The organism is Marinococcus salis, from assembly GCF_054971365.1.
Window position 1 is genome coordinate 140,731 of the sequence record NZ_JBQOJB010000006.1, and the last position, 22,968, is coordinate 163,698.

Annotated in this window: 22 protein-coding genes, 1 pseudogene and 1 riboswitch; of the genes and pseudogenes, 17 read left to right on the top strand and 6 right to left on the bottom strand. The window is 45.7% G+C overall.

The window, feature by feature from the left end; translation table 11 throughout:
* Nucleotides 1–30: 30 nt before the first annotated feature.
* Together ACTTK6_RS07915 and ACTTK6_RS07920 are read left to right on the top strand one after the other, a co-directional pair.
* A complete protein-coding gene (locus ACTTK6_RS07915) occupies nucleotides 31–1,335 on the top strand; it encodes a DUF2254 domain-containing protein (protein WP_022794035.1) in 1,305 nt (434 codons plus the stop codon).
* Nucleotides 1,336–1,399: 64 nt separating this feature from the next.
* The gene (locus tag ACTTK6_RS07920; RefSeq protein ID WP_079475931.1) at nucleotides 1,400–1,960 is read left to right on the top strand and encodes an NADPH-dependent FMN reductase; all 561 of its coding nucleotides are present in this window, start codon (nucleotides 1,400–1,402) and stop codon (nucleotides 1,958–1,960) included.
* A 34-nt stretch (nucleotides 1,961–1,994) separates the two neighbouring features.
* On the opposite strand, the gene ACTTK6_RS07925 is transcribed toward ACTTK6_RS07920, so the two are convergent.
* Nucleotides 1,995–3,158 (bottom strand): MFS transporter, encoded by a 1,164-nt coding sequence (locus tag ACTTK6_RS07925; protein ID WP_079475932.1) that lies wholly within the window; start codon nucleotides 3,156–3,158, stop codon nucleotides 1,995–1,997.
* Between the two features lie 7 nt (nucleotides 3,159–3,165).
* Nucleotides 3,166–3,594, bottom strand: a complete 429-nt coding sequence (locus ACTTK6_RS07930) for a MerR family transcriptional regulator (protein WP_079475933.1) — start codon at nucleotides 3,592–3,594, stop codon at nucleotides 3,166–3,168.
* A 118-nt stretch (nucleotides 3,595–3,712) separates the two neighbouring features.
* Nucleotides 3,713–3,816: riboswitch (TPP riboswitch) on the top strand.
* A gap of 137 nt (nucleotides 3,817–3,953) precedes the next feature.
* Between ACTTK6_RS07930 and tenA the strand changes: the two genes are divergently transcribed.
* Genes tenA through ACTTK6_RS07950 form a run of 4 tightly spaced genes read left to right on the top strand, consistent with a single transcriptional unit; the run spans nucleotide 3,954 to nucleotide 7,645 of the window.
* A complete protein-coding gene (gene tenA, locus ACTTK6_RS07935) occupies nucleotides 3,954–4,649 on the top strand; it encodes a thiaminase II (RefSeq protein WP_079475934.1) in 696 nt (231 codons plus the stop codon).
* Nucleotides 4,649–5,242, top strand: a complete 594-nt coding sequence (locus tag ACTTK6_RS07940; protein ID WP_079475935.1) for an ECF transporter S component — start codon at nucleotides 4,649–4,651, stop codon at nucleotides 5,240–5,242. The genes tenA and ACTTK6_RS07940 overlap by 1 nt, the downstream gene beginning before the upstream one ends.
* Nucleotides 5,239–6,894, top strand: a complete 1,656-nt coding sequence (locus tag ACTTK6_RS07945; protein ID WP_079475936.1) for an ABC transporter ATP-binding protein — start codon at nucleotides 5,239–5,241, stop codon at nucleotides 6,892–6,894. The genes ACTTK6_RS07940 and ACTTK6_RS07945 overlap by 4 nt, the downstream gene beginning before the upstream one ends.
* Complete coding sequence (locus tag ACTTK6_RS07950; protein WP_079475937.1) at nucleotides 6,887–7,645, top strand: energy-coupling factor transporter transmembrane component T family protein; 759 nt, start codon at nucleotides 6,887–6,889, stop codon at nucleotides 7,643–7,645. The genes ACTTK6_RS07945 and ACTTK6_RS07950 overlap by 8 nt, the downstream gene beginning before the upstream one ends.
* 67 nt (nucleotides 7,646–7,712) lie before the next feature.
* Here ACTTK6_RS07950 and ACTTK6_RS07955 read toward each other — a convergent pair whose 3' ends face one another.
* Entirely contained in the window at nucleotides 7,713–8,165 is a 453-nt protein-coding gene (locus ACTTK6_RS07955; RefSeq protein WP_022794029.1) for a flavodoxin domain-containing protein, read from the bottom strand.
* A 165-nt stretch (nucleotides 8,166–8,330) separates the two neighbouring features.
* On the opposite strand from ACTTK6_RS07955, the gene ACTTK6_RS07960 reads away from it, so the two are divergent.
* The 6 genes from ACTTK6_RS07960 to ACTTK6_RS07985 all read left to right on the top strand — a co-directional run bounded on the left by ACTTK6_RS07960 (nucleotide 8,331) and on the right by ACTTK6_RS07985 (nucleotide 13,054).
* Complete coding sequence (locus ACTTK6_RS07960) at nucleotides 8,331–9,038, top strand: aspartate/glutamate racemase family protein (RefSeq protein ID WP_022794028.1); 708 nt, start codon at nucleotides 8,331–8,333, stop codon at nucleotides 9,036–9,038.
* Between the two features lie 11 nt (nucleotides 9,039–9,049).
* Nucleotides 9,050–9,424, top strand: coding sequence for a DUF488 domain-containing protein (locus ACTTK6_RS07965; RefSeq protein ID WP_022794027.1), 375 nt, complete (start codon nucleotides 9,050–9,052; stop codon nucleotides 9,422–9,424).
* A gap of 293 nt (nucleotides 9,425–9,717) precedes the next feature.
* On the top strand, nucleotides 9,718–10,932 hold the full coding sequence (gene hmpA, locus ACTTK6_RS07970) for an NO-inducible flavohemoprotein (RefSeq protein WP_079475938.1): 1,215 nt from the start codon (nucleotides 9,718–9,720) through the stop codon (nucleotides 10,930–10,932).
* 143 nt (nucleotides 10,933–11,075) lie between these two features.
* Nucleotides 11,076–11,351: a cupin domain-containing protein gene (locus ACTTK6_RS07975; protein ID WP_462833115.1), complete on the top strand. Its 276-nt coding sequence runs from the start codon at nucleotides 11,076–11,078 to the stop codon at nucleotides 11,349–11,351.
* A 234-nt stretch (nucleotides 11,352–11,585) separates the two neighbouring features.
* Entirely contained in the window at nucleotides 11,586–12,689 is a 1,104-nt protein-coding gene (locus tag ACTTK6_RS07980) for an amidohydrolase family protein (RefSeq protein ID WP_244897363.1), read from the top strand.
* Nucleotides 12,689–13,054: a Rieske (2Fe-2S) protein gene (locus ACTTK6_RS07985; RefSeq protein WP_079475940.1), complete on the top strand. Its 366-nt coding sequence runs from the start codon at nucleotides 12,689–12,691 to the stop codon at nucleotides 13,052–13,054. The genes ACTTK6_RS07980 and ACTTK6_RS07985 overlap by 1 nt, the downstream gene beginning before the upstream one ends.
* 36 nt (nucleotides 13,055–13,090) lie before the next feature.
* Here ACTTK6_RS07985 and ACTTK6_RS07990 read toward each other — a convergent pair whose 3' ends face one another.
* The gene (locus ACTTK6_RS07990; protein WP_143745426.1) at nucleotides 13,091–13,426 is read right to left on the bottom strand and encodes a hypothetical protein; all 336 of its coding nucleotides are present in this window, start codon (nucleotides 13,424–13,426) and stop codon (nucleotides 13,091–13,093) included.
* A gap of 214 nt (nucleotides 13,427–13,640) precedes the next feature.
* Between ACTTK6_RS07990 and mbcS the strand changes: the two genes are divergently transcribed.
* Nucleotides 13,641–15,230, top strand: coding sequence for an acyl-CoA synthetase MbcS (gene mbcS / locus ACTTK6_RS07995; protein ID WP_462833116.1), 1,590 nt, complete (start codon nucleotides 13,641–13,643; stop codon nucleotides 15,228–15,230).
* Between the two features lie 213 nt (nucleotides 15,231–15,443).
* Nucleotides 15,444–17,066 (top strand): solute:sodium symporter family transporter, encoded by a 1,623-nt coding sequence (locus ACTTK6_RS08000; RefSeq protein WP_462833130.1) that lies wholly within the window; start codon nucleotides 15,444–15,446, stop codon nucleotides 17,064–17,066.
* Nucleotides 17,067–17,118: 52 nt separating this feature from the next.
* Here the strand turns inward: ACTTK6_RS08000 and ACTTK6_RS08005 are convergent, their stop codons facing one another.
* Nucleotides 17,119–17,772 (bottom strand): TVP38/TMEM64 family protein, encoded by a 654-nt coding sequence (locus ACTTK6_RS08005; RefSeq protein ID WP_462833117.1) that lies wholly within the window; start codon nucleotides 17,770–17,772, stop codon nucleotides 17,119–17,121.
* Nucleotides 17,773–17,981: 209 nt separating this feature from the next.
* Between ACTTK6_RS08005 and ACTTK6_RS08010 the strand changes: the two genes are divergently transcribed.
* From ACTTK6_RS08010 to ACTTK6_RS08020, 3 genes are all read left to right on the top strand, one after another.
* A complete protein-coding gene (locus ACTTK6_RS08010; protein ID WP_462833118.1) occupies nucleotides 17,982–18,620 on the top strand; it encodes an HD domain-containing protein in 639 nt (212 codons plus the stop codon).
* A 120-nt stretch (nucleotides 18,621–18,740) separates the two neighbouring features.
* Nucleotides 18,741–19,928 carry an MFS transporter gene (locus tag ACTTK6_RS08015; RefSeq protein ID WP_462833119.1) on the top strand — a complete coding sequence of 396 codons (1,188 nt, stop codon included), beginning with the start codon at nucleotides 18,741–18,743 and terminating at the stop codon, nucleotides 19,926–19,928.
* Nucleotides 19,929–20,395: 467 nt separating this feature from the next.
* Nucleotides 20,396–21,091 carry a C40 family peptidase gene (locus ACTTK6_RS08020; RefSeq protein WP_462833120.1) on the top strand — a complete coding sequence of 232 codons (696 nt, stop codon included), beginning with the start codon at nucleotides 20,396–20,398 and terminating at the stop codon, nucleotides 21,089–21,091.
* A 57-nt stretch (nucleotides 21,092–21,148) separates the two neighbouring features.
* On the opposite strand, the pseudogene ACTTK6_RS08025 reads toward ACTTK6_RS08020, so the two are convergent.
* A pseudogene (locus ACTTK6_RS08025) lies at nucleotides 21,149–22,803 on the bottom strand (L-lactate permease).
* Between the last annotated feature and the right edge of the window lie 165 nt (nucleotides 22,804–22,968).

The window sequence follows — 22,968 nt, forward strand, 5'->3', positions numbered from 1 at the left end:
GGAATTGCACGATAGAAATGGAGGAAAATCATGAAGCAGCAGAAATGGTATGTAAAGGTCAGGGACAAGTTTTGGTTCGTTCCAGGCTGCTACGGCATTCTTAGTTTAATTATAGTAATAGGTACTTCTATTATGGACCAGCAGCTGCTGCGGCCTGTGTACAACAATGTGCCTTCTATGCTGCTCGTAGAAAATAACACCGCTACTTCCCTGTACAGCGCGTTGGTTACTGCATTATTGACGCTGACCACTATCAGTTTTTCTTCGATTATGGTTGTTTTGACAACGTACGCTACACAGTTCACGCCAAGAGCCCTGCAGGATTTTATGAAAAGCCCGACGACACAGCATACGCTCGGGGTGTTTACATTTGGGGTATTGTTCACCCTGGTAAACATGCTGCTTTTTTCAAGCGAAGGTAATAACCAAATTTTGATGCCTATGCTGACAGTTTTTGTGGCGCTTGGCTGTCTGGCCTTTTTTATAATCTTTATTTATCACTCCACCCAGTGGCTGCAGGTCAATCATCTGATCAGCCACATACGGTCCGATGCCTCGAGGGTGATCCAGGATGCATATACATATTCTGGAGTAAACAGCTTCAGCGAATGGAACGGCAATTTCCGGAACGATGAAGAAACAATCGTTCATGCTGAACGGTCGGGATACACCAATATGGTGAAGATGCCTGAACTGATTGCCTGGGCCAGGCAGGAGGAAGCCGTCGTCGAATGCTTGTTTCAGGTAGGAGCTTATGTTCATCAGGGCGAGCCATTATTTCGCTACTGGTCAAAGCAAAGTTTATCCCCAAAAATATTAAGAGGTTTTGTATTAGTAGGAGAAGAGAGAAGCAATGTTCAGGATATTGAATTCTCCATGCAGAAAATTGTAGAGATAGCGCTGCGGGCCATTTCTCCGGCGATTAATGATCCACATACAGCAGCCAATTGTATAAACCGTATTGGGGCACTGCTCTCCGAACTCAGTCATGAACACAGAAATGATCAGTACTTTGTCGACAAGCAGGATGAACTGAGGTTGTTTATGCCTGTAAAGCCCTTTAGAGAGTATTTATACAAAAGCTTTTACCAGATCAGACTGTACGGCCGGGAAGATATCTCGGTGATGGCAGCCTGCATGGAAGCACTGACGATGCTCGTGAAAACGGGAGATTCGTCTGTGTTAAAAGAAGTGGAATCATTTTCCTTTTATATGGAGCGGGCTGTCGAAGATGAACAGCTTGCCGACTGGGACAGAGAATACTGGCACACGCGTGTACAGGAAAAGGATACAGCTCTGCATCAGGCACTTACAAAAAGTAAGCAGATAACTTGAAACAGCCGGTAACGTGTGTGTATGATATATAAATGAAGTTCAACACGAAAGGATGAAAGATCAAATGAAAGTAGCAGCTATTGTAGGAAGTATCCGTCAGGAATCCTTTAACGGAAAATTAGTGGAGTACATGCAGGACCGTTACGGCGACATCATGGATATTGATATTTTAGATATCCGCGATCTTCCGCACTATGATCAGGACGAGGAAAGCAATGCTCCGGACTATGTGCAGGAGTACAAGCGTTCTGTACGTGAAGCGGACGCCGTACTTATTGCAACTCCGGAATACAATGGTTCAATTTCCGGCGTGCTTAAAAATGCTCTGGATTGGAATTCCCGGGTCGATTACGACTTTGCCGGCAAACCAACCATGCTGGTGGGAGCTTCTCTTGGCGGCCTGGGCACCGTGAAAGCGCAGATGCATCTGCGCCAGATTTTGAGCGCTCCGGGCATGAGTGCAAAAGTACTTCCCGGAAATGAAGTGCTTATTGGAGCTGTGCATGAAAAAATGGACGAAAACGGAAACTTAACGGACCAGGGCACAATTGATTTTCTCGATAATGTCGTAGCCGAATTTGAACGCTTTTATCAGGAAACAACGACTGTAGCCAACCGGGCATAAAAAAATCCCTGCAGAAATATCTGCAGGGATTTTTTTACGCTTTTGGAGCTTCGGTCTGTTCGGTTTGCAGATCTGTTCTGCTCCATCCAATAAACAATAAAGCTGCTGCGCCAAGAACACCGGCGACCAGGTATGGAAGATGGGCTGATAATGAATTACCGATTAATCCCGACATGACCGGTGCAAAAGCAGCGCCAAGCCAGCGAAGGAAATTATATGCTCCAGAAGAAATACTGCGCTCGTAAGGCGAATGCTCCATTACATGGCTGGTAAATAAAGAATTATTCAGGCCGGAAAATAATCCTGAAAGTACGATGAACATAATCATTAATACTGAGGAGGACGCAAAAAACAATCCTAAAAGCGTTAAAATAAAAGCAGAGAGGGTGAACGGCAGTAATTTCACAGGAGTAAACCGCCTCTCAAGCCTTCTCGATAAAACAGCCGAGCCGAAGGCCAGGCATAATCCCCATCCAAAAAAGACGAGACCGATTTGAATAGAAGTTAAAGATAAAATTAAAGGGGAGTAAGCAAGCACGACAAAAAAACCATAATAATAAAACATGCCGGCAAGCGCACCCTTAATGAACGGCCCGTGTGTAAAAAGATGACGAAGCTCCTGCCATCCAGCCGTAGCTTTAGCTTTTTTAGGAGCGGGCGGATGGACGAAAAAGATAACTAAAATAAAAGCGATAAGCATTAAAAGACTTGTACCAAAAAAAGGAGCACGCCAGGATAGATCCCCGAGAAGGCCGCCTACAAGCGGACCGCCGGCGAGGCCCAGGCCAATTGCCGCCTCATACATACCTACCGCTGTTTCCACGCTCCTCGAGAGAGCGATTAACAGGGTCATAGCAGTGGCGAAAAACATAGCGTTGCCAAGCCCCCAGCCGCCGCGAAAAAGGGCCAGTTCAGTAATGCCTCCCGCCACACTGCAAAGCAGGGCGAAGGCTGTAACGATCAAAAGCCCGGCGCTCATCAGCCGTTTATCACCAAACCGGCTCGAAAGGATCCCGGCAGGAATCATCATGCAGGCCATCACTAAAATATAGGACGTAAAAAGCAGCTCCACCTGCCAGTGAGAAGCACCGATAGAAGCCGCGATGGAAGGAAGGACGGGGTCCACGACGCCGATACCCATAAAAGCTAAAAATGTGGCGAAGATCGTAATCCACCGTGCCCTGGTTTGAATATTCATAAAGCAGTCACTTCTCCTTATTGAATGAAGATAATACGTTGTCAGCTTGGTTTTTCAGATTTTCCATTTCCGTTTTAAACGTTGTCATCTGGTTGATTTTTTGGTCGAGCATATCAATCTGGGCCTGAAGGCTATCAGAAATTTGTTTCAAATCCTCGTGCTGCATCGTCGTTTCCTGTACCGACTGGTAGTGGCTATAGACTGTTTTTACCTGCTCTTTCAAATCGAGATACTGCTGCAGCTCCTGAAGAGAAAACCCAAGAACCTCCTTTGCGGTTACTACATTCTGCAGACGTTCAATATCCTGGTCATCGTACACTCTGGTTCCTTTTTCTGTACGCTCTGGTGCTGATATAAGACCAATTTGTTCATAATAACGTATTGCACGTTTCGTTAAGCCTGTGGTTTGAGCGGCTTCTTCAATTTTGTACAGCATGCATCACCCTCCTGTTAAGTTTCATGATATAACCTTAACGTTAACGTCATATTTTGTAAAGGCAAAATGGGGCTTTGACTTTCTGAAATAATGTGATACAGTGTAGACAACTTAATAGGGAATCCGCTAGGGGTGCCGGTAACGGCTGAGATAAGGACTATCCTTAATCCCTTTGAACCTGATCTGGTTAAGGCCAGCGTAGGAAAGTGGAGACGGTAGAATACGTCTATATCAGAAGCAGCAGCTTTATAATAGCGGACGTTTATTCGAAGCCACTCCACCAATGGAGTGGCTTTTTTTGCTCCATTGGTCTTTACTGCCCGTAGTGGTTCCCTCCTAATTTAAAGGAGGAAGTAACAATGAAATTTTCAGAGCTTTTATGGCAGGACACAGAGCACATTTTTGAAGCCTGCTGGGAAAATCCATTTGTGCAGGGCATCGGGAAAGGTGATGTCCCAAAAGAAGCTCTTATCCATTACGTGAAGCAGGATTTTGAATACTTAAATGCCATGATCAAGACAAAAGCAATTGGGATAACAAAATGCACGTCCAGAGAAGACATGATCATGTTTAAAGATACCATTGATTTTGTGTTAAACAGTGAAACGCACCCGCACCATAATTTATGTGCGCAGGCGGGAGTGGCTTATGAAGAATTGCAGGGCTACGCGCTTGCCCCGGCTTCCCAGCATTATGTGCTTCATATGCTGCACCATGCTGAAAAGGGCACACTTGGCGATGTGATTGCGGTAACGCTCGCCTGCCCGTGGGTGTATTTGTATGTGGGTGAAAGGCTGATGAAAGAAGTGAATCCGAACGAGGACCATCCGTTTAACGACTGGATTCGTTTCTACGGAGACCGTGAAGAGCGGGAAATGTACAAATATATTGACCGCCTTGATGAACTGGCAGAAACAGCTACAGAAGAAGAAAAGCAGCGTTGGCGGACGTTATTTATGGAAGGGTGCCAGCTCGAGTATATGTTTTTTGAGGACGCGTATCATGCAAAAGACTGGCCCTTTGCCAGAACATTAACAGACGGAAAAAAAGCTTAATGATAAACAAACGCTTAAACCTCAGGGATATCGTCGTTATCTCATTTATTTCAGCTGTTCTTGGTGTCCTTTATCTTCTTTGGGTACTGCTCGGACAAATTGTTACGGGCGTCCTCGGGCCAGTTGGGGGCGGACTGATGGCAGGCTTCTGGATCCTCGCTCCGGTAATATGCGCCTATATCATTCAAAAACCAGGAGCGGCGCTGCTGGCAGAGCTTATTGCGGCTGGCACTGAAGTTATGGCCGGGTCTGTGAGCGCGGGAGCAGTGCTCGTTCTCGGCTTCACGCAGGGGATTGCCGCAGAAATTATTTTTGCCATGTTTTTCTACCGAATCTTTCGTCTGCCGGTATTAATGCTTGCCGGAATGGCAGGGACGTCTGCTGCATTTTTAACCCAGTATATTCTTTATGGATTCAGTCAGTACGCAGGTTCTGTTGTTGTATTTATGCTGGTAACCATGCTTATAAGCGGTGCTCTTTTAGCCGGGTGGGCAGGGAAAAGCTTTACAGACGCCCTGGTAAAAACAGGCGTTCTCGACCGCTTTGCTCTTGGCCGCCAGCGTCGGGAAGGGCAGCAGAGGAACGCTGTATGATTTATGCAGAGAATGTAACCATTGCATATCCTTACGCTGAGCCTTCGGTAGAGGGTTTTTCGGCTGAAATACGTACTGGGGAAAACGTGCTGCTGCTCGGCCCGAGCGGCTCGGGTAAAAGTACGTTGGCACTGGCCCTTCAGGGAATTCTTCCGCGCTCAGTAGAGGCAGAAGTGTCTGGTGAATTGAACGTATTCGGAGAAAATCCAGCGGTGAAATGCATTACAGAGGCTGCCAGAGAGGCGGCTCTGTTGTTCCAGGATCCCGATACCCAATTCTGCATGCCGACAGTGCGGGAAGAGCTTGTATTTACGCTTGAGAACCTGCGCGTACCTGCGGAGGATATCGAAGGCCGGATGCTTGAAGCCTTGCAGTTCACAGGCATGCTTTCTTGTATTGACGCCCGTATTGACATGCTTTCCGGAGGGATGAAGCAAAAAATAGCTGTGTCCTGCATAGCTGCTGTGAATCCGGAGATCTGGATTTTGGATGAACCGCTCTCCCAGCTCGATCCGGTAAGCCGTGAAGCAGTGGCCGCACTTCTTGGCCGTATTGCAGAAGCCCCTGATAAAACATTAATTTTGATTGAGCATCAGCTAAATGAAGTGATGGAGTGGGTGAGCAGGGCGGTCGTATTGAACCGCAATGGTCAGGTGACAGCGGATGGAAGCCCCGGCCGTATATTTTACTCCCACGCTGCTGTACTCGAAGCAGAAGGAGTGTGGCTGCCTGCACCTGCAGAAGCGGGAAAAAAGTTGCTCAGAAAGACGGAGACAACCAAAGCTGCTCTTCCCGTCACTTTGCGGGAATGGGAGGTGTTTGCAGCGGATTACCCTGTTGCCGAGGTTCATGCATCTCTGCCGCAGTCGAAACAGGGGGGTGAGCCTTCTCAGAAGCCGCCTGTCCTGAAGGTGGAACGGGCGGCCTCTGCCTATAGTATGCAGACGGTTTTCGAAAACGTGTCTTTTTCCCTTTACCCTGGAGAAATGACTGCCGTCGTAGGGGCAAATGGAGCTGGGAAAAGCACACTCGCACGAGTTCTTACCGGATGGGAGCCTATTAAAAGCGGTACCGTGTATGTTAACGGACAAGATATAGCCGGTCTGAAGCCGTACGAAATTGCCAAAACCTTCGGGATTGTTTTTCAACAGCCCGAGCACCAGTTTCTAACGCCGACCGTAGAAGAAGAAATACGCTACGGAATGGAGATAGCAGGATGGTGCGAGGAAGATATTGTTCAGCAGACAAATGAACTGTTGATTCAGTTTCAGCTCGGCCATATTCGGAAAAACCATCCGTTTCGGCTCAGTCAGGGGGAAAAACGGCGTCTCTCAGTGGCAGTAATGGTGACAAACAACCAGTCCATTTTAATTTTGGATGAGCCGACGTTTGGGCTTGATAAGCGAAATGCTGATGCTTTGTTTGAAGTGCTGGAGCAGTGCCGGCAACGCGGAAAAGCGGTTCTCTGGCTGACGCATGATATGGATCTGGTTTATACAAAAGCGGCACGGGTCCTTGCGCTGGCAGAACGAACGCTTGTCTACGACGGGAGTGTAGAAGCATTTTTTGATGGCAGCATAGACTTAGGAAAAATCGGTGTCCGGCTGCCTTCGGTACAGCTTATGCGCCTAGGAGGGGGCAGCCATGCTTGAAGAGCTCCAGACCCGGGACGCTTTTTTACAGCGGGTACATCCAACGCTGAAGCTGCTCAGCCTTTTCACTGTATTTTTCTTTATGATTTTCATTTATGATATATGGCATCCACTTGCTGTGCTGGTGCTAACTATTGCTGCCATCTTCTTTCTGGGAAAAGTGCCGTTAAAGCTGCTGCTCATACTCCTGCTCCCGTTTGCACTTTTTGGTTTCAGCTTTGTATGGCTTCAGGTGGTTTTTCCTGAAGAAAGGGGTGCTACGGTTCTTTTTTATGTATTTCACATGCCGGTGGCTCTTGAAAATATCCAAACAGGTGTCTCGCTAGGCTTAAGAGCGATGGTGTTTGCTTCCTGGTCGCTTCTTTTTGTCCTCACCACCTCTCCAGTGAGTTTAGTGATGAGTTTGATACAAAAATGGCATATGCCTCCGAGTATTGGATATGGAATGATGGCAGCCTACCGTTTTCTTCCCCAGCTTCGAAAAGAACTGGTGGTAATCCGCAGAGCCCGGCAGATTAGAGGAATGGGTTCAAAGCCCAGAATGCGGGAGTGGAAAGAGGCAGGGGTGCCATTGATGGCAGGGGCTGTACGAAAAGCAGAAAGAACAGCCCTGGCGATGGAATCCAAAGGGTTTGACGGCTCGAGAAAAAGAACGAGGTATGTGCAAATGAATTATAAAAAAACGGACGTCTGGTTTACTGCCGGCTTTATACTGTTTATTACTGTCGTTTTTCTGCTGCCCCTGTCGTAGCAGGGCAGCGGAATTGATTAAAATAACCCCAGGGGCCGTGGGCCTCCGGGGTTAGTCGGGTTGCCGGTTATTTTACTAAAAACTTTTCTTCGATGCGGTCCACATAGCTTTTAATATCTTCAGCAATGTTATCCATTTCATCCACATCGACTTTCATGGTGGGAATATCACCTTTATGTCCGCGTTCACGGAATTGCCCGATCATTTCATCCACAGCTCCGGCGAAGTTTTCATACGCATGATCCCCGGAGCCAAAGATGGAAATCGAAAGGCCGGAAATATCATAGGCGAAAAGGTCTTCCAGAAAGTCTTCTGTTTCTTCAGGAATATCGCCTTCGCCCCACGTATATGTGCCCATAATGAGCAGATCATGCGGAAGGGGATCTTCGTTTGGAAGCCCATCGGCGATCATGTCCATCAGCTCTACTTCGTGCCCGCGGCTGATAAGTTCTTCTTCTGTGTCGATCGCCATATCTTCAGTGTTTCCAGTCATTGTGGAATAGAACAAAAGTATTCGCATATGTCCATTCCTTTCTTATATAGGTTCGTGCTTAAAATACATATTTAGTATACTTATTATATATGCTGCTGCCGGCTTGTGCAATCACCCCGGTAAACGTACGCAAAATATGTTAAAATATATATCGAAAATATATATTAGTATTTTTGTGAAGGGGGAGAAAAAGTGAAACAAATAGGTATTATCGGCGGCCTTGGGCCGGAATCAACGGTAGAATATTATCAATCCATTATTAAAAAATATCAGAAAAAGGAGAACAGTCTTCAGGTGCTTCCGGAATTGTACATCAACAGTATTAATATGTACAACATTTTTAAGTATATTTCGGAAGAACGAATGGATGATCTGATTGAGTATTTGGGCAATGCAGCCCGGAAGCTTGAACTGCTGGATGTCGACGGCATCATTATTGCAGCAAACACGCCGCACCTTGTATTTGAAGAGGTGCAAAAGCAGGTCGAGGTGCCGATGCTAAGCATTGTGGATGCCGCAGTGGAAGCAGCAGAAAATCAAGGCGCCGAAAATATTGGGCTGCTTGGTACAAAATTTACGATGGAGCAGAATTTTTTCAAGAAACCGTTCATAGAAAAAGGGAAAAACATCTATGTGCCAGATGAAAGCACGCAGCAGTATTTACACGAAAAAATCGTCAGCGAGCTTGAAAATGGCATCGTAAACCCTGAAACGAAAAAGGAATTTGAACGGATCACCAGGGAGATGATTGAACAACATAAACTCGATACCGTGATCCTTGGCTGCACGGAACTGCCGATGATTCTTTCTGAAAAAGATTTTTCGATTCCTTTTTTAGATACGATGCAGGTTCACGTAGACAGGATTGTAGACTTTATGTTTGAAGAAAGTAAAGCATAGGGAGGGCGGTAATGGTGATTCAACTGAAAAGAATTTATGAAGAAACAGAGGAAAAAGAAGGGCGCCGGGTATTAGTCGACGGCGTATGGCCGCGGGGAATAGCAAAGGATAAAGCCAAAGTGGATGAATGGGCCAGGGACGTTGCTCCTTCCAAGCAGCTGCGGCAATGGTTTTCCCACGACCCGGAGAAGTTTGACGAATTTAAAGAGAAGTATAAGCAGGAGCTCGAGCAAAATACCGAACAGGCTGAAGCTCTCGATCAGTTAAAGCAGACCGTACGTGAACAGAACAAACAGGTGACGCTCGTATTTGCTGCAAAGGAAGAAACATATAATCATGCCCGTGTCTTAAAAGAAATACTTGATCGTCAGCCGAAGGACTCTTAAAGAAGAAGAGGTGAAAACGATGGAGGAGTATCTGGGCCAATGCAGTGATTGCGGCAAAGAAATTTACTGCAGGGACGGGTTTTTAGAAGGGGTTCATGAGAATGGCCGGCTATACTGCTTTGAATGTGCTGAATAAATGTTCAATACTCCGTGTCCAGGTGGGTACGGAGTTATTTTGTATATAAAAGCTGATTGTGAACGTTTAATGAAGTATTTCTAAAAGTATAGATTAAAATATGTATTTATAATACACTTTTTATAGAAGTTAAAAACGTTTTCACTGGAGGAATTCGATGCTTGCACCACAAACGATTGAAACAGTAAAAGCAACAGCCCCAGCTATTCAGGCTAACGCCGCAGCTATTGGCAACCGTTTTTATGAAATGCTCTTTGAAAAAGCACCTGAGCTGCGAAACATGTTTAACCAGACGAACCAGGAAACAGGTGTCCAGCCGGAAGCTCTTGCTTATTCTGTCTACCAGGCCGGAGCGAATATTGACCGTCTGAAAGAGCTTCGTCCTACTATTGAACGCATAGCGGAAAAACACCGGGCCCTGGATGTCAGGCCGGAACATTATGGATTAGTAGGGGAAACACTGCTCGAAGCGGTGGAGGAAGTGCTTGGAGACGCAGCCACCCCGGAAATTCTGGACGCGTGGGGAGAAGCGTATCATGCGCTTGCTGATATTTTTATTCAAAAAGAAGCAGTAAAGTACGAAGAAGTGGAAGCCGCCCGGGGCGGGTGGACGGGCTACCGTCCGTTTTATGTAGCGGAAAAAGTGCCGGAGAGCGATGTCATTACTTCGTTTTACTTAAAGCCGCAGGACGGGGAGGCTATTATACCGCAGCAGCCAGGACAGTATTTAACGCTGCAGGCAGATATTGAGGGTGAGCCCTATACACATATGCGCCACTACAGTCTGTCGGATGCTCCAAATGAAAACTATTACCGGATCAGCGTGAAGCGGGAGGATCCTGAGAATGGAAATCCGGCCGGCATTGTGTCGAATTATCTGCACCGGGATGTAAACGAGGGAGATGTACTGCTGTTCGCAGCGCCGGCAGGAGAATTCGTGATAGAAACAGAGGAAATGCCAATTGTGTTAATCAGCGGGGGCGTTGGTATTACTCCGATGATGAGTATGCTGAATACACTTGTACAGGAAGATACGAAACGAAACGTGACGTTTATTCACGCTGCTGACAGCAGCAAGGTGCATGCCATGAAAGCACGTGTGGAGCAGCTCGCAGATACGTATTCAAATATTGAAGCCTACACCTGTTACTCCGCACCAACGGAGAACGACCGCACGCATAGAATGTTTGATAAAGAAGGATTTATAGACGCAGATTGGCTGGAAACTGTCCTTCCTGAAGAACAGGCAGATTTTTATTTCTGCGGCCCAATACCTTTTATGAAGGTAGTTAATGAAATTTTAAAGGACAGAGGAGTGCCGGCTGAGCGCCGTCATTATGAAGTTTTCGGTCCGGAAAGCACGATTGAATAATTAATACCTCAGAGATAAAACTGATTCAGCTGCGGCATATCTATTTGGATTCTGCCGCAGCTGTTTTAAGTTCAATTAATGAAAGGATGAAAAAAATGAAAATCCAGAGTCTTACACAATTAGCTCCTTTCAGCGGGGATCGAATGGCAAAAGAAATTGTGTTTAAAAAGAATAACTGCAAAGCTGTGGTGTTTAATTTCTCGCCCGGCCAGAGCCTCCCTCTGCATGACCATCCATTCACTCAAACGTTTGCATTAGTCGCAAGCGGCGAAGGACTCTGCTATACAGAGGATGAAAACTTTCCCATCAAAGAAGGAGACCTTATTCAATGCGGCCCTGCAGAAAAAATAGGCTTTGAAAATAATAGTTCCTCTAATTTGAGTGTGTATGTGACACTGGTGTATATCGAAGAAAATTAGCATCTGCTAAATAAAATAATGTCTGCAATAAATATCAGCAGCCTCCCTGTCAGTGATAGGTAATAGGTTAGTAAGTAAATAGCGGGATACTGAAAAACTGCTACTGAGGTTCACTGATGCTCACTGGCATACACTGGCACAGCTTATAGAGCTGGACGCCTTCTAGAGCGCTTTGTTTATTCCAGGGCCGAGTTGATACGGTTAGGGAGTAGATGAAAGGAAGGATGCTGATTTATGCAGACTTTAAACAACGAAGCCAAAACTAACCAAACGAAAATGTACAGACTGATCGATACTGATATCCATGAACGGGTAATGTATGAAGATTTATTTCCCTACTTAGAGCAGCCGTGGAGAAGGTATATTGAAGATTGCAACTGGCAGCAGGAAAAACATATGCCGTTTACCCAGCCAGCCGTAGCCGGTGTGGACCGGGCCGACGCAAAAACGCCGGACGGAAAACCGGCGGGCACAAGCCTTCCATTTATGCAGGAGCAGCTGCTTGACGCTAACAATCACGAATTTGGTATTCTAACTGGAGCGCTCGATCCCTCCCCTTCCTCCATGCACGGATGGTACGAGATGGCCACAGCTCTTGCCAGCGCCTATAATGACTGGCAGATTCACGAATGGCTGGATAAAGACAGCCGCCTGTACGGCTCCGTTCACATTGCCGCCCAGGAAGTAGCGAACGCGGTGAAAGAAATTGAACGTGTCGGCTCTCACCCGAAAATGATTCAGGTGCTTTTGCCTATTGATGATATTGCATGGGGAGATCCGTACTATCATCCGATATTTGAAGCTGCTGAACGCCATGACCTGATGATCGGCATGCATCACAATGAACCGCCGGCTCCGCTCGGGAAATGGCCGAGATACTTTATTGAATGGCATTCCCTGATCGCCACCTCCCATATGGCCCAGATTACAAGCATGATCTTCAACGGGGTATTTGAAAAATATCCAAAGCTCAAGCTGATGATGATTGAGGGCGGATTCACATACGTACCATTTCTAATGAAGAAACTTGATCAGCAGTTTAAGGATCTTCGCCATGAAGTGCCGTGGGTAACTAAGATGCCGAGTGATACTATTAAAAGCCGGATGGCGTTTACGACCCAGCCGCTTGAAGAAATGAGCAGAAAGGAATGGAATCTCTTAGTAGAGCAGATGGGAACTGATGAAATCATCTGTTTTAGTACGGACTATCCGCACTGGGATTATGACTCTCCGGACGAAGCCGTGCCCAAAGGACTTGAAGACGATGTGCTTGAGCGGATCTACGGTGAAAACGCCAGAACATTCTATCCAAAACTGCCAGCACGGGGTGACATCTGATGGCAGCCGTTATCTGCAGAGAAGAGGAATTGGAAAAGCAGGAGATGATTCCGGGGAGCGTGGATAATATCCCGGTTTTTGTCTGCCGGACGTCGGAAGGGGAAATCAGGGCATTTATCGACCGGTGCCCCCATCAGGGTGCCTGCATGTCGAAGGGAAAAATTGACGGGGCGCCTATGAGCACTGCACCCGGCGAATATTCCTTTGAACACGAAGGTGACATTGTCCGGTGCCCATGGCATGGCAGGGAATATAATCTCCGGGAAAGCGGTAGACCGCTTGCGCCGGTAAGAGGTAAACTAAAAGAGTTTTCTGCTTATATAAAAGACAGCTATGTATATGTAGAACTAAAGAGAGGCTCGTAAGCCTCTCTTTTTTATTAATATTTAGCTGGGAAATAATTAGCTGTTTAAATTACCGCCGCGGACTTCCTGCAGCTGGCGGACGGCTTCAATCTGCTCGTCGTTTAATTCAGCGTAATTGCCGGCAGCATCCAACGTCAATATAACGGACGTTCCGGTCAGGGAGTATTTATTCGTAAGATCCCCGAACTGCTTGGATTCTACTTTATAATCTGCTTCTTCGTACTGATCTTCGTTCGCAAGAGCGTAAATATCAAGCTCCGGAATCATTTCGAGCATGATGGCATCGTTGCCCATGATACTGTAGATATCATTTTGTCCCTCTACTTCGCGGACTTCAATTTCCTCATTAGGTTTACTGATAATAATATTCATCGTGACATTCATCCTTTCTGCTTCCAAATCAATAGTAGTTACCGTACAAAAACGTTCCTCTCCTGCTATAACCGTTTCCTTCTTCCCACAAACATGAAAAAAAGATAAAATCATAATGGGAATAATCAGATTCTTTAGGCGTATAAGTGGACATACACTGCTGCGGCGCATATGATGGAAAAAGATAAAATAGTGGTAAGGGAGATATGTAATTATGATTAATGCAAGTCAGCTGACACCAAATGAAACCTATAATTTAATCGAAGAAATGGAGCGCTATGATTCAGAGCGTCTGGCGTTGAAATGGCAGGATGATAAAGGCAGCCGCCGGGAGGTTACATATCATGAACTGATCCAGCAGGCCAATCAGTATGCCAACGTCCTTACCGGCCTTGGACTATCCAAAGGTGACAAAGTACTTGTCATGGTACCCCGTCTTGTAGAAGCCTATGTTACATATTACGCTTGCCTGAAAGCAGGCCTTGTGATTATTCCTTCTTCAGAGATGCTCCGGGCAGACGACATTAAGTACCGGGCGGAACATTCCGGTTCCCGCGCGATTATCTCTTATGCTCCGTACGCAGAGGAAATCGACCAGATGGAGCCTGTGCCGGAAACACTTGAGCATAAGCTGATGATTGGGGGAAGTAAAGAAGGCTGGAAAGAGATTGAAACAATGGCAGCAGAGGAGTCCCGAAGCTTTAACATTGTTCAGACTCACCGTGATGACACTGCTTTTCTTCCATACACTTCGGGGACGACGGGTAAACCAAAAGCTGTCGTGCACAGTCACGGCTGGGCTTACGCCCACCTGCGGGTAGCGGCAGATGAGTGGCTCGATATTCACGAAAACGATGTGGTCTGGGCTACCGCCGGGCCAGGCTGGCAGAAGTGGGTCTGGAGCCCGTTTTTATCTGTACTCGGCCAGGGCGCCACCGGATTTGCCTACAACGGCCGCTTTGATCCGGAGACTTACCTGCAGCTCCTTCAGGACGAAAAAGTAAATGTGCTTTGCTGCACGCCGACAGAGTGCCGGTTGATGGCTAAAATTGAAGGTCTCGAAAAGTATGATCTTTCAGCGATGCACAGCGCGGTATCAGCGGGAGAGCCCCTGAATGAGGAAGTTATCCAAGTGTTCCGGGAGAAGTTTAATCTTCCTGTGCGTGATGGTTACGGGCAGACAGAAAGCACGCTCCTTATCGGAACGTTGAAGGGCGTGCCTGAAAAAATAGGTTCGATGGGCAAACCAATGATCGAACAATTTATTGAAATAGTGAATGAAGACGGTAATCCGGCGAAGGCCAATGAAATTGGCAATATCGCTGTGCATCGTAATCTTCCATCGCTGTTTCAGGGCTATTACAAAGAGCCGGAACGTACGAGTGCTTCCTACCAGGGCGATTACTTTTTAACCGGTGACAGGGCGATGAAGGACGAAGATAATTACTACTGGTTCCAGGGGCGCAGTGATGATATTATTATCAGTTCAGGATATACAATTGGGCCGTTTGAAGTAGAGGATGCACTTACAAAACATCCTTCTGTTAAAGAATGCGCCGCTGTGGCGAGCCCGGATGATATCCGGGGTAATGTGGTGAAGGCTTTTGTTGTACCTAACGGCCAGGTGGAAAATGAAGAGGATTTGACAAAAGAACTGCAGAAGCATGTAAAGGAAATGACTGCTCCGTATAAATATCCGCGCCGCATTGAGTTTGTTGAATCACTTCCAAAAACAAGCTCTGCGAAAATACGCCGCGTAGAACTGCGCGAACAGGAACTTGCGAAGGCGAACAAAAATCAATAGATGAAAAAGCCTGAATGTACTGCCCTGAAGCGTATGCTTCAGGGCAGTTTTATATCTTCACGAAACTGGTTTCGTAAAAACGAAAAGATGATCAAAAATTAAAAATATTTTTAGGAAAGCGTTTACCTTACTGGTGATTTCAGTTAGAATAAGAACAACCTCGCTGGAGGGGCAGAATTGAAACAAAATGGAAGCAATTGTTTCAATTTAAAAATGTGTAACAGACATACGACTAAAGGGGGGCTCATTATTATATCTCTTATTACATTTATTGTTATCGTGGGAGCTATTTGGCTTTTTGCTTTCAACCGCAGCCGGTCAGTTAAAACGGACAGCGCTGAAGGATATTTTCTTGCCGGCAGAAGTTTAACAGGTATTACAATTGCCGGAACAATTATTATGACGAACTTGTCCACAGAGCAGATTGTGGGACAGAATGGCCAAAGTTATGCTTCCGGGATGGAAGTAATGGCGTGGGAAGTAACCTCTGCTATAGCAATTGTATTACTGGCACTTGTGTTTCTTCCGAAATACTTAAAATACGGTGTAGATACTGTTACTGATTTTATTGAAACCAGGTACGATAAAACAACGAAAAGAATTGCTTCTTTTCTGTTTATTTTTACTTATATGACTTCATTTTTACCTGTTGTATTGTACTCTGGTTCACTTGTATTCAATCAAATTTTTGCAGTTGATCAGCTTCTCGGCGTAGAGCCCTTAACAGCCGTAGCTTTTATCGCTGGATTAACAGGACTTATCGGCCTCCTTTATCTTTTAATGGGCGGTTTGAGGTTAAGCGCTTTCAGTGACACTGTTTATGGAATTGCTCTTTTGCTTGGCGGACTTACTATCCCGGTGCTTGGTCTGATGGCCTTAGGTGATGGAAACTTCTTCCGAGGTATGGAAACGATTCAGGCCAATACTCCTGAAAAATTAAACTCCATTGGCGCTATTGATTCTTCTTATGTGCCATGGCCGACGCTCTTTTTAGGAATGTTTTTTAATAACTTGTTTTTCTGGTGCACAAACCAGATGATCGTACAAAAAGCGCTGGCAGGGAGAAACTTAAAGGAAAGCCAGAAGGGTGCTTTATATGTAGGCTTCTTTAAAATATTCGGAGCTTTGTTTCTCGTATTCCCGGGAATTATCGCATTTAATTTGTTTGGCGGGGAGCTTAGAACTGCAGATAATGCGTATCCGCGTTTAGTTACAGAAGTACTGCCGCCGTCAGTGGAAGGCATCTTTGCAGCAGTCATTTTTGGGGCTATTTTAAGTTCATTTGTTGGTGCGTTGAATGCCACCGCTACGCTGTTTACACTGGACTTTTATAAGCCGCTCATTAAAAAGGATGCAAGTGACAGACAGGTGGCACGGGCTGGTAAACTAATTACGGTCATTGTAGCTTTAATTGCTATTTTAATTGCTCCGCTGATTTCTTTTGCTCCTTCAGGGCTTTACAACGTCGTTCAATCATTTAATGGATTATACAGCATGCCGCTGCTTGTCATTATTATACTCGGATTCTACTTCAAGTATGGTACTGCCTTTGCTGCAAAAGTAACGTTTATTACTCACGTTGTGCTTTACGGTATTTTCTGGCTGTTTATGGACTACCATTATCTGTACGCTTTCAGCGTGTTGTTCTTTGTCGACATTCTCGTTTTATGGCTGGTAAGCCGGTTGAAGCCGATCGACAAACCGTTTGAATTTCAGGAAAATATCAACAAGGTGGATATGACTCCGTGGAAGCATAGAAAATGGGTGAGCGCAGTCATTATTATTACGGTGGTAGCTACGTACCTGCTGTTCTCTCCTATTGGACTTGCCGGGTAACAAAAAATGAATATCGAAAGAGCTGGAGTGCTGAAAAAGCGCTCCAGTTTTTTTATAGCTGCAGACCGAGCCATTTCTTGATTTTCTTTCGAAGAAAAAAGCCGCCAGCGCTTAAAATAAAAAGAACTGCAATTGCCACCCAAAGCAGAAGGCGGCTGCCAGAGACGATGCTTTGCCCAAACGTTCCGTACATCAGCATACCGGGAATAATACCAATCATGGTCGCTGAGATAAAATGCGAGTACTTAATTTTCGAAAAACCAGACAAATAGCTGAGCATGCTGAACCCCATCAGCGGGATAAGCCGCAGCGCCAGTACAACCAGGAACCCGCGGTTTTCCATTAGGTACCTCATACGGTCATTCCACGGAATTTGGCGCTTACTGAATATGGTTCTCCCCATTAAACGCCCAATAAAATATCCGCTTGTTGCGCCGCCAAGAGCACCCGTCCATATATAGAGCACTCCAGGCCAAAGGCCATAAGTAATACTTGCAGTAATAGACAACAGGGAGGAAGGGAAATAAATAAAGGGAGCGAGTGTGTAAGCAAACAAAAAAATGACCGGTGAGATCCAGCCAAACGAAGTGATAAATTCCTGGATTTCTTTTGGATGGATGCTCAGTCTGACGTTGAAGAGATAATACAATCCAATTAAAGCAGCCACGAACAGGCAGCCTTTGAGAACATTCAAGCATGAGCGCATATTTCCCCTCCTTCAAAGGCAGAAATCTGGCAGTATACAAAAAGCATTGCTTTGTATTTAAACTATTTTAAGCTTAACACGGAAGCTGTTGACGAACGACAATAATAAGCCGCAGGAGTCTCCTTGTTAAAAACACGCATACATAAAGACGTTGAGGGGAATCTTCTAATAGCATGGGCAAACATATAGAAAAAGGAGGAGAATTATAAATGACAAACAGTGTAGCAGGGGTAAAAATCCCTGACAGTAAAATAGCAAAAGAAGCAGCAGATCTATTGCGGGAGTATGGCTCGGAACTACTCTGGAATCACTCGAACCGGGCGTATCTTTTTGGAGAAATTCAGGGAAGGGAAGCTGGATTGAAGTATGATTCGGAGCTGTTATATGTGAGTGCATTATTTCATGATCTCGGGTTGACCAGTCAATACAGCAGCCCGGATAAACGTTTTGAGGTGGACGGGGCGAATGCAGCCCGCAGTTTCCTTCAGCAGCATAATATGGAGGATGAATCTATCCGTCTTGTGTGGGATGCTATTGCCCTTCATACCACGATTGGCGTTGCCGAATATAAAGAGTCGGAGGTTTCGCTTCTTTATTCAGGAGTAGGGCTCGACGTCATGGGAGATGGCTATCACCAGTTCCCGGAAAAGTTACGGGAAGAGGTGGTGAGCGCATACCCCCGGAATAATTTTAAAGAAAAAATCCTTCCCGCTTTTTATGAAGGGTTCAAGCACAAGCCCGAAACCACATTCGGAAATATTAAAGCGGACGTCTGTGAGCGGTTTATGCCGGATTATAAAAGCCCGGACTTTTGTGAATGCGTTCTGCATTCACCGTGGAAGGAATAGAAATTAATAATAAACAGAAATGCTGCCGTTTCGACGGCAGCATTTTTTTAGGAGGCTGGACAAGCGAGGTTAAACGCTTTACTATGGTCTTTCACAGTTTATTAAAGAGAGGTGGCAGAGATGAGTATTTTTCGTACGAACCGGGCCATTATTATCGCTTTTATGATAGGAACTTTTTCTATCGGGATGACGGAATACGTAATTACTGGTCTTGTCACTCAATTATCAAATGACCTAAACGTACCTGTTTCTCTTACTGGTCTTCTGCTAAGTGTGTATGCAATCAGTGTGGCAGTGTTCGGACCGATATTTCGTATAACGACGATGAAGTTTCCAGTCAAGCCGGTACTGATTTCCTGTATGGCGGTTTTTGTGTTAAGTAACGTTTTAGCAGCAATGGCCACGTCTTTTACTGTACTTGTGATCGCACGCCTGATTTCAGCAGCGATCCATGCTCCTTTTTTTGGTCTCAGCCTGGCCATGGCCCATCACATTGTAGCCCCTTCAAAAAGAGGGCAGGCAATTGCTGCCGTGCAGGGAGGTTTGACGATATCTATTATGCTTGGGGTGCCGTTTGGTTCATATCTGGGCGGTGTGCTTGAATGGAGAATCGTATTTTGGATGATTGCTGTGCTAGGGCTCATTACGCTAATTGGACTTGTGCTGACGCTGCCAAACGAAAAACCTTCCGAAATACCAAAAGTGAAAAATGAACTGGGCGTTTTTAAGGAGAAAACATTTCTTATAACGCTTATGATCGTGATTCTCGGTTATTCTGGTGTTTTTACAACCTATGTGTTCAAGGAACCAATTTTACGCGAAATAGGCGGAGTGGACGTAGTGGGGGTAACGTTTGCGTTATTTGCCTTCGGTACAGGGGCTGTGGCCGGAAATCTCCTTTCCAGCCGTATCCCGCTTCACCATTTAACGAGCTGGCTGCGAATTGCATTTCTGCTTTTGACACTTATTTTAGTTTTCTTTATACCAATGATCAGCGTTATCGGCACTTTATTTGTCGCAAGCTTTTTACTTGGAATGTTTGCATTTGGCACGGTGCCGCTGCTGAATGCCAAGCTGTTGATCAGCGGTCAGCATGCGCCTTCTCTTGCCGGAACGATAGCGGCAGCTGCTTTTAACCTGGCCAATGCGCTCGGAGCTACTCTTGGAACTATCGTACTGAATGCGGGAGCCACATTTTTTGTGCTCACACTCTGCGGAGCGGCGCTCTCTGTCATCGGTATTTTGTTAACGGTCATCCTTCACAGCATGGAACACAAAGATGCCGCTGTGGCTTCAAATACAGCTTAAGCATTTTAAAATGAAACAACAGGCTGCTTCCGGTATCAACCAGGAGCAGTTTTTTGTAAGAAGGAAGATACGTCTGGGCATGAAAATAAAGAAGACTTTAAAATAGGGATCTCATGGCGATAGAGTACTTTAATCATTGCTTTGCCAGTATGTCGTCAATATTTATGTATTTAAAAAGATATTATATTTTATTTACCTAATTAATGTATAAAATATTACTTTTATTAAAATGAGATTACAAATGACCTAATTCCGTTGTTTAAGAAAGCAGGGTCGGATATACTCGGTCATGTTGAGTCGCTGATTCAGCACATATAAAATTTTTAAACTACTTAATGGAGGTGCAGTTTCACTCTGTCGTGTCCAGCCGTTGTTACTCCAGTCGTGTGACATAAAAGGCAAGTAAACATATAAGAAAACTTAACAATACTTATTCAATCAAGTTTCGGTGATGGATGCTACGACTAGTGAACATTATAATGAAAAAATATCTTTTTGGAACAGCAATTACAGCAGGAGTTCTATTTGGTGCCCCGCAGGCAGCAGACGCGTCTATCGACGATCATGGTTCTTTGTCCTATGGCGATACGAATTCCTCGGTAAACGACCTGCAGGAAACGTTGAAGGATGAAGGCTATTTCCACGGCTACACCGGCTCGCGTTTTGGTCCACGGACGTTAAGTGCGGTTAAAGAATATCAATCCGATCACGGCATTTCTTCCCCGGCAGGCAATTATTACGGCGTAGCTGGTCCAGCAACACAGGATTCTTTAATGGGATCGGATGAACAGGTAGCGGGCGTTTCTACAAGCAGCAGCTCTGGCATTACAAGCACGGCTAAGCAATACATCGGGTCACCTTATGTTTGGGGCGGCACATCCCCAGGCGGCTTTGACTGCAGTGGATTTATTAATTACGTTTATGAGAAGCACGGTGAAAACATACCTCGGACTGTCTCCGGCATGTACAGTGAAAGCTCGAAAGTTTCGAATCCTTCCCCGGGAGATGTTGTATTCTTTAACACGAGAGGCGGAGCTTCACACGCAGGTATTTACGTAGGCAACAATGAATTTATCCACTCCGGTTCTTCAACAGGAGTTACCATTTCCAGCCTCGACAGCTCGTACTGGGGTCCACGTTATATGGGAGCCGGCCAGCTTTAAAACGGATATTAAAAACAGGAGGGACTCTATTGAAGAGGCCGCTCCTGTTTTTTTATCTTAAAATAGAGTCATTATAATGAATCCTCCTGCTCCTGCCAAAAAGCCGTAAAGAATAGCCGGGCCGAGCGTCTTACGTATTACGCTTCCTTCTTTTCCCTCCATGCCGACTACCGCACATGCAGCGACAACATTATGGATACAGATCATATTCCCGGCCCCGGCCCCAACGAGCTGGGCTCCGAGTACGACTGTGGCATCCACGCTGGTAGCATTAGCGATACTGTACTGCACTGGGGAAAACGTGAGAGTAGAAACGGTGGCACTTCCGGTGATAAAAGAGCCAAGTTCTCCAAGAAAGGGGGCGACAAGGATCCACATGGGACCGAAGGCGGCTGCCATGCCGGCTGCGATATACTCAGGCATACTGGTGATGTCGTTAGCATTGATACCCGAATTGCTGAAAACATGAACCATCGCAAGGGTGGCAAATAAAGTAATGCCGGTGATTTTAATGGTGGAAAGAGCATCCATGGCAGAGGCAGTAAAGTTTTTAAACGAACGTCGTTGAATGATTACTGCAAGCAGGGCAGTAACGGTGAGTATGGTGCCTGGAGAATACAGCAGTTCCCAGTTGGAAGTCACCCCTTCAATACCAAGAATATTTGTCCATGAAAGATCAAGCACGTTGGTAGTGAATTCCCGGAGCCACGGAACGATTCTTGTGAAAAGCAGCAGAACCACTACAATCAGGTACGGTGACCACGCTGTCAGAAGGCTCATATCGGATTTTTCATTGTTAATCTTAAAATTATCCTGCAAAGCGTCTGTCCAGGATGATTTCGGAAGAAGAAGGCCTTTTTTCGCAGTAAATGCAGCCACAGCAAGACCAGTGAGAGCTCCCAAAATAGCGACGAATTCCGGACCGAATAGAAATGCGTATAACAGAGCAGATGACGTATACACAGCCCCAATCATCAATGTCCACGGGAGCATTGGCCATGCATCCCGCAGTCCTTTTCCTTTTCCGAAGAAGAGGGTGAGTACGGCAACCAGTATAAAGGGGATAAAGGTGCCGCCAAATAAATCAATTAAAGTAACCGTAACACCAATTTCCTGGAAGAAAGCCGGCCCAGCCGGCTCTAATGTACTAAGGCCGACAATCACTGGTGTACCAACTGCTCCGAAAGCTACAGCTGAGCTGTCGGCTCTAATGTACTAAGGCCGACAATCACTGGTGTACCAACTGCTCCGAAAGCTACAGCTGAGCTGTCGGCTATAAGGGCGGTGGCTACGGCAGCGAGCGGCTTAAATCCTAAGGCAAGCATCAATGGAGCTGTAATCATGGCCGGTGTCCCGAAGCCGGCAGCTCCTTCAAGCAGGGAGCCAAACAGAAAAGCTACGATGATCAGCTGTACCCGCATGTCCTCTGAAATGCTTTTGAACCCCTGATTAATTCGATCTACAGCACCATTTTTCCGCAGGGTATTCAGCAGCACAAGTGCTCCAAATAAAATAAGCAGAATCGTTAATGTTTTATGAGCCCCCTGAAGAATAGAAGAAAGAATGATATGTCCTCCCATTCCCCAGACCGTAACAGCAAGCAGGATAACTATAATAGAACTTAGTGTCATTCCTTTAATAGCAGGCATGCGAAGCAGAACAAGAAAAATAAAAGGAAAAATTACAGCACTTAGAGCGACCAGCATCAGCATAGAGGCATCTCCTTTACAGGGGGAGTAGGAAACAAAATCATTTTTAAAAGTTCAGTCATCATATGTCTTATTTCCACCTTAAACGCTTTCATTAAAGCATGCAATAGGAGAGGTCAGTGCAGTAAAAGGAAAGGGAGGATTTTCTTATTTTTGACATAACTCAGA